Origin of the sequence: Mesorhizobium sp. M1E.F.Ca.ET.041.01.1.1, assembly GCF_003997355.1 — a bacterium.
GTDB lineage: Bacteria > Pseudomonadota > Alphaproteobacteria > Rhizobiales > Rhizobiaceae > Mesorhizobium.
Genome location: NZ_RZSL01000787.1, coordinates 1 through 2,268 on the forward strand (window position 1 = coordinate 1; position 2,268 = coordinate 2,268).

The 2,268-nt window shown below is 63.4% G+C and carries 3 protein-coding genes and 1 pseudogene; 2 read left to right on the forward strand and 2 right to left on the reverse strand.

Annotation, left to right across the window (positions count from 1 at the left end; translation table 11 throughout):
• Positions 1 to 211 (forward strand): annotated as a pseudogene (locus tag EOA38_RS34115) (nickel import ATP-binding protein NikD); the annotation flags it as partial.
• Between the two features lie 13 nt (positions 212 to 224).
• Positions 225 to 1,049, forward strand: a complete 825-nt coding sequence (locus EOA38_RS34120) for a dipeptide ABC transporter ATP-binding protein (RefSeq protein ID WP_127301289.1) — start codon at positions 225 to 227, stop codon at positions 1,047 to 1,049.
• A 96-nt stretch (positions 1,050 to 1,145) separates the two neighbouring features.
• Here the strand turns inward: EOA38_RS34120 and EOA38_RS34125 are convergent, their stop codons facing one another.
• Both EOA38_RS34125 and EOA38_RS34130 read right to left on the reverse strand, forming a co-directional pair.
• Complete coding sequence (locus EOA38_RS34125; protein WP_127301290.1) at positions 1,146 to 1,592, reverse strand: pyridoxamine 5'-phosphate oxidase family protein; 447 nt, start codon at positions 1,590 to 1,592, stop codon at positions 1,146 to 1,148.
• A 238-nt stretch (positions 1,593 to 1,830) separates the two neighbouring features.
• The coding region (locus EOA38_RS34130) for a DUF1501 domain-containing protein (RefSeq protein ID WP_127301291.1) at positions 1,831 to 2,268 on the reverse strand (438 nt) is incomplete at its 5' end.

Below are 2,268 nucleotides of genomic sequence, written 5' to 3' on the forward strand. Positions count from 1 at the left end.
GCAGACGGTCGCCGAAACCGCCGACCGCGTCATCGTCCAGTACAAGGGCCGCAAGATGGAAGAGGCCGACGTGCTGTCGCTGTTCGAAAGCCCGAAGAGCAACTACACGCGCGCGCTGCTGTCGGCGCTGCCGGAGAACGCCGTCGGCGACCGTCTGCCGACCGTCTCCGACATGCTGTTCGAGCCGGCGCCCTCGGGAGCTAGTGCATGACCGGAGCCAACGCATGACCAAGGTTGTCGAAGGCAAGAACATCGTGCGCGACTACCATGTCGGCGGCGGCCTGTTCCGCCCCGCGCGCACGGTGCATGCGGTGAAGGGCGTCTCCTTCGGCGTCGAGAAGGGCAAGACGCTCGCCATCGTCGGCGAGAGCGGCTGCGGCAAATCCACGCTCGCGCGCATCATCACGCTGATCGATCCGGCGACGGCTGGCGAACTGTTCATCGACGGCAACAAGGTCGACATCGCCAGGGATGGGCTGACCAAGGAGATGCGCCGCAAGGTGCAGATCGTCTTCCAGAACCCTTACGGATCGCTCAACCCGCGCCAGAAGATCGGCGACGTGCTCGGCGAGCCGTTGCTCATCAACACCGACAAGCCGGCCGAGGAACGCCGCGACCTTGCGATGAAGATGCTGAAGAAGGTCGGCCTCGGACCGGAGCATTACAACCGCTATCCGCACATGTTCTCGGGCGGCCAGCGCCAGCGCATCGCCATCGCCCGCGCGCTGATGCTCAATCCCAGCCTGTTGGTGCTGGACGAGCCGGTATCAGCGCTCGATCTATCGGTGCAGGCGCAGGTGCTCAACCTGCTCGCCGACCTGCAGGACGAGTTCAAGCTGACCTATGTCTTCATCAGCCACGACCTCTCGGTCGTGCGCTACATCGCCGACGACGTCATGGTGATGTATTTCGGTGAGGCGGTCGAATACGGCTCGCGCGACGAGGTCTTCTCCGACCCCAAGCACGCCTACACCAAAACGCTCTTCGCCGCGACGCCGCGCGCCGACATCACCAGCATCAAAGCCAGGTTGGCCAAGAAGGCGGCTTGAGCCTCGGAAGCGGCGCCGCGACTGCGCGAGGCGGCGCTGAAGACCGTGGCGATGCTTGGCTACAAGCCAGCTTCATAAGCGTTCGAAGATCGACGCCTATTCACTCGCTTCCCGTCCCGAGACCTGCTCGACATGGATCCGGAAGAAAACGTGCGGCAGGTTATCCGACACGGGAGGCATGACAGGCTTGAGCGCACCGGGCTCCCACCAGTCCGCGTGCTTGCTCAGCACCGACCATGCATGCTCGCGCTGAGCCTTGTGGCCGACCAGGTCCGGCAGTTCCTCATAGCGGCCGTCGACAATCACGCTTCTCCATCCGCGCCCGTGGGTGTGTTCGTCGACCTGGGCGCACACCAGGGGATTGGCCCGCATCCAGTCGATCTTCTTTCCCGGCAAAGAGAATGCATAGAGGTGATTGTCGGCGTAGGCATAGTTGAAGCACACGAGGTAAGGTTGTCCGTCTTTCGCACACGCTAGATGGCCGGCACGATTGGCCGCCAACAGTTTCGTGCATTCCAAAGTAGAGAGCGTGCGGATCATCATCGGTACGATCTCCTATTCTCTGCTGGCCTCCGGCCTTGAGAACCTCCGTCGATCAGTTTCCCGGCATCGAACACACAGTGATGAAGCCTAGTACGGGATGCGCTGCCGCTCATTGACGTGTATCAATTCGTCCTTGATGGCGCGCTGAAGACTGCGGCATCGCTCAACGAAAGCGTCTCTCGATAACGAAGATGTGATCCACCCCGCTCCTACGGCAGGCACGATCCGGATTGAAGGCTCACACCACCAAATCCCGCATCAGCCCCACCGCCGCCGAATCCGGAAACACCTTGTCGCCGAGCACCGCAGCCGACAGCCCGAACTGGTCGGCTAAGAGGCCCTTCAGCACCGCGCGGACATCGCTTGTCGGTGCGAGGTCGCGCTGTTCGTAAAGCTGAGCCGGCTTCAGGCCGGGCCAGTCGGCGATGACACGGCCGCCCTTGATCGCGCCGCCGGCGAGCAGCACCACCGTGCCGGTGCCGTGATCCGTGCCGACCGTGCCGTTGATGCGGGCGGTGCGTCCGAATTCGGTGATCGCCACGATCGCGGTATCCTTCCAGCTCGAGCCAAGCCCCGTCTCGAATTCCTCGAAGGCGCCGTCGAGGCCGCCGAGCAGATTGGCGAGCCGGCCGGTGGCGCCGCCCTCGTTGACATGCGTGTCCCAGCCGTCGAAGGC

Excerpts from the sequence above, each read along its gene's own strand:
- EOA38_RS34120 (WP_127301289.1), top strand. The coding sequence starts at position 225 with ATGACCAAGGTTGTCGAAGGCAAGAACATCGTGCGCGACTACCATGTC.
- EOA38_RS34125 (WP_127301290.1), bottom strand. The coding sequence starts at position 1,592 with ATGATGATCCGCACGCTCTCTACTTTGGAATGCACGAAACTGTTGGCG.